Consider the following 3,793-nt stretch of genomic DNA (forward strand, 5'->3'; position numbering starts at 1 on the left):
CCTGGTCGGTTTCACCCTGCCATTCGCCGCCTTCGTCCTTTATCCACAGGCCCGTGCCTGGGAGAGAAAAGGGAGGATAGACGGCAATCTCCCGTACGCTATCGGCTGGATGTCCACCATGGTGTCGGTAGGCGTAATTCCCTACATCACCTTCAAGAAGCTGGCTGAGGCTAAAGAGTATTTCGGTGAAGTGAGCAACGAGGCAAGTTTGGTGGTAAGAGATGTCGAAGTGCTGGGTTTTGACTTCATAAGCGCGCTGCGGAACCTGGTAGTAACTACTCCGTCAACTCACCTGAGGGTCTTTGTTCAGGGAGCGGTAACCAACGCTCTGTCGGGAGGAGAAATGGGCGAGTACTTTGTCAGCAAAGCCAGGGAGACCTCGGCGGATAACCAGAGAAAGTTTGGCCAGTTTATCGAGGGGCTGGGCTTGATATCGGAGCTCTACATCACCATGATGGTGGCGGCGCCGCTTTTTATGATTGTGCTGTATAGTGCCATGATGATGCTGCGGGGGGCGAGCCCCATGGTCCTGATGGCAATCATCTACTTGTTTCTCCCGCTGGGCACCATGGTCTTTCTGCTGATGACCGATATGCTGACGCCGCAGGGTAAAAAGTAAGATGGCGAAGGATGAACTGATGGCGAAGGATGAACTGCTTGAGGCTATCGAGCGCACCCGTAGAAAGTCCACCCTGCAGCGCTTCATTGAAAGCCCACTGCGCACCATAAGGGAGAAGCGCTACATACTGTATCTGATTTCGGTGGGCATTGCGGCAAGCTGCGCCGCGGTGGCGCTGTGGCTGGGTGTGGAACCCACCCAGGTCGTCATTCTCGCTTTCGTCGTGGCTATCTTACCACCGGCCTTTTACCAGTTGCACGAGACTACCCGGACAAGAAGAATGGAGGCCGAGTTCCCCAGCCTGATACGCGACCTCGGCCTCGCCATGAAGTCGGGCATGAACCCGAGGGCGGCGATAAGCACCTGTGCCCAGGGACAATACGGCATGCTTACCCCGGAGATAAAGCACATCTACAATCTGATGAGCTGGGGGGTTTCCTTTGAGGAGTCCCTGCTCTACTTCGTCAAGAAGTATCCCACCACGCTCATCCGGCGGACGGTCTCGACAATCATGGAGGCGTCCCAAATGGGCGGTGAGATAGGCGCCGTATTGGAGAGCGTGGCCGCCGATATAGGGGAGACGAAGGCTTTAGAGGAGAGGAGAAGCGCTGAGTCCAAGCCCTACCTGATAGTCGGTTACCTCGGCTACTTCGTCTTCCTCGGCGTCCTCCTGGTGCTCAGCAACCAGTTCCTCCCCATGGTCAGTGAGGCGGCGAAAATAGTGGCCGACAAGCCGCAGCTGGGCGGTGTGGGACAGTTTGCCGTCACCGAAAAAGATGTGGAGCAGTACAAGATACTCTTCTTCCACGCTCTGCTGATACAGGGCTTCTGTGCCGGGATTGTCACCGGGAAAATAGGAGAGGGTTCTGCGGTCGCCGGGCTTAAGCACTCGGTATTCTTCATGGTAGTCGCCTTTATTGCCTACACCCTTTTCATTTAAGGGGGATAAAGAGATAAAGATGGAAATGGTCGGGCAGATGCCCTTTCTCACGGTGCTGCTAATAGTATATGGAGTCATCATTTCCGCCCAGGTGCTGGCTCTCCTTCTCCACATGTCTGGCTTTACGCCGCTGGAAGTGATTTTGCTGGTGGCTTTTCCCCTGCTCGCCTATATCTTGGCACTGCCCGCAGTAGGAAGCTCTATCAGTGGTTTTTATCCCGGACTTTCCGGCACGGTCTTTGCCACCGCCAGGGTGTTTGATGTGCCCCTCCTTCATCTTGATGGCAGCATTATCGGGTTCAACCTGCTAGGTTGTTCCATCCCGGTAATCATCACCACCAAGATGCTGGCGCAGCGGCGCGTTCCGCTGAGGCAGTTTTTCCTTGTTGCTGCCATTACTGCCGGGGTAAGCCATCTCTACAGTGTTATCGTGCCCGGCGTAGGTGTGGCGATTTACTTATTCGCCATACCGCCAATCTTGGCGGCGGCCCTTGCCTTCATGCTCAGAAAGCTGAGAGGGGCGAGGGACTTCAATCCTGCCCTCCTCGCCTACGCCGGTGCAACCATCGGGGTACTGGTCGGGGCCGACCTGCTCAACCTGTACCGGTTGGTTACTCATTACGCAGACAGCCCGGTATTCATCTCGATAGGTGGCGGCAGCGTGCTGGATGCTATCTTCCTCGCTGGAATTGTCGCCCTGTTGGCTGACCTGGTCTTCCGCAGCCAGGAAGAGAATATGCTCCGACCCCTGGTTAACCTGTTTGGAGGAGGTGACCGAAAGTGAAGCGCAAATTAGTGGCGTTCTGGAAGGATGAGAGTGGCGTCACTGTCGTCCTGGGCGCACTACTCATGTTCGTGGTTGTGGTCAGCATGTACTCTATGGTGCAGGCCTACCAGGTGCCCATCTGGAACGCGGAGGTGGAGTGGGAGCACTTCGACACGGTCAATGATGACATGATGGCCCTCAAATCGGACATTGAGGACGCCGCCCTGCTAAAGGCACCCAAGTCCAGCAAGATCCAGATGGGCATGCGTTATCCAAACCGCATGTTTCTGTTTAATCCCGGCCCCGGGGTGCCCGGAGCGCTGACATCAGAAAGCGTCAACGTTACCGTGCAATACACCCTGGATGTCCCGGGCAACCCTACCTTCACCAGAACCTACGACTCCAACCGTATCGCTTACCAAGCCTGGGGCATCGTTGACAGCCCGCGGCTGATTTACGAGCACGGGCTGATAATCAGGGACTTCGGCGATGCGGCACTGAGCACCACCGAGCAGCCGCTTGTGGAGGGTGATGAGATTTACATCCCACTCCTGATGGGGGGGCCGCTGTCGCTCTCATCCATGGAGACAGAAACGGTAACGCTACGGCCGCTAACCGAGACATTCAGCAGCGCCAAGGTAAAATCAGCCCAAATCACCCTGGCCACCGATTATCCCCAGGTATGGGAAGACGCTCTGGCAGGGGTAGCTACCGCCGATACCACGGTGACTGTTAACCAGACCGCTAAGACAGTGGTCATTGCCAGCACCGCCACCAGACAGATTATCTTCCCCAGCGGCAACATCACCACTGACGCTTTGTATGCCGGGATGATAAACCTAAGCACCAAGTTTGTTCCCGGGGCATTTTCCAGCATTGATATTACCAAAAACTATCCCACCATCGTGGACATAGCGATTAGCTCTACCGGCTCTGGTCCGTATAGAGAGACGCATTCAACGATAACAGCGACGGTGAGAAACGCAACCGCACCCTTTGACATCCACGCCGACCTGACCCATCTGACCGGTGACCCGGAAGACTTCCTCGTGTATCCGGACACATCCTCGCCTGACAGCATCACTGCCACGAGTTGGGACATACCCAATACGAACACGGTCTCATGGACAAACATAGAGCATCCAGGGTATGGCTCAGGAGAAGCAATTCTCGTCACTTTCTGGGTGTACAATACAGAGGAATTCATGCAGTACTTTACTATCAGGGTATTTACCCGCCAGAGTAACAAGGAGTGGTATTAGTGCCAAGGCTTAGAGAGCTTGCCCATCTGCTGTACCTGGTGGCTTTCCGCCCGGCTCTAGCCGTGGCGGCAACGCTTGCCATTATCCTGGGCATAGGCTTGGTGGCGGCACGACCTGCGGCAAATATCTTTGCCGTCACATTTTCTCTAGTTGTCCTGGCTTACGCCAGCTACCGGGACATAAAACAGCGCACCGTCCCGAACAAG

5 protein-coding genes are annotated in these 3,793 nt (G+C 55.5%); all 5 read left to right on the forward strand.

Going from position 1 to position 3,793, the window contains the following annotated elements; all coding sequences use genetic code 11:
- Nucleotides 1–619, forward strand: a 619-nt coding sequence (locus KKD83_02140; protein ID MBU2534951.1) for a type II secretion system F family protein, incomplete at its 5' end; no start/stop codon positions are given.
- Nucleotide 620: 1 nt separating this feature from the next.
- A complete protein-coding gene (locus KKD83_02145; protein ID MBU2534952.1) occupies nt 621–1,559 on the forward strand; it encodes a type II secretion system F family protein in 939 nt (312 codons plus the stop codon).
- A gap of 19 nt (nt 1,560–1,578) precedes the next feature.
- Complete coding sequence (locus KKD83_02150) at nt 1,579–2,343, forward strand: DUF1614 domain-containing protein (protein MBU2534953.1); 765 nt, start codon at nt 1,579–1,581, stop codon at nt 2,341–2,343.
- Complete coding sequence (locus KKD83_02155; protein MBU2534954.1) at nt 2,340–3,587, forward strand: hypothetical protein; 1,248 nt, start codon at nt 2,340–2,342, stop codon at nt 3,585–3,587. The genes KKD83_02150 and KKD83_02155 overlap by 4 nt, the downstream gene beginning before the upstream one ends.
- A partial coding sequence (locus KKD83_02160; protein ID MBU2534955.1) for a hypothetical protein occupies nt 3,587–3,793 on the forward strand: 207 nt, incomplete at its 3' end. The genes KKD83_02155 and KKD83_02160, both read left to right, overlap by 1 nt.

It is taken from the genome of Chloroflexota bacterium, assembly GCA_018829775.1.
GTDB lineage: Bacteria > Chloroflexota > Dehalococcoidia > Dehalococcoidales > RBG-16-60-22 > E44-bin89.

What these genes read in the sequence shown, in the direction of transcription:
- KKD83_02145 (MBU2534952.1), top strand. Translation starts at nt 621, where the DNA reads ATGGCGAAGGATGAACTGATGGCGAAGGATGAACTGCTTGAGGCTATC.
- KKD83_02150 (MBU2534953.1), top strand. Translation starts at nt 1,579, where the DNA reads ATGGAAATGGTCGGGCAGATGCCCTTTCTCACGGTGCTGCTAATAGTA.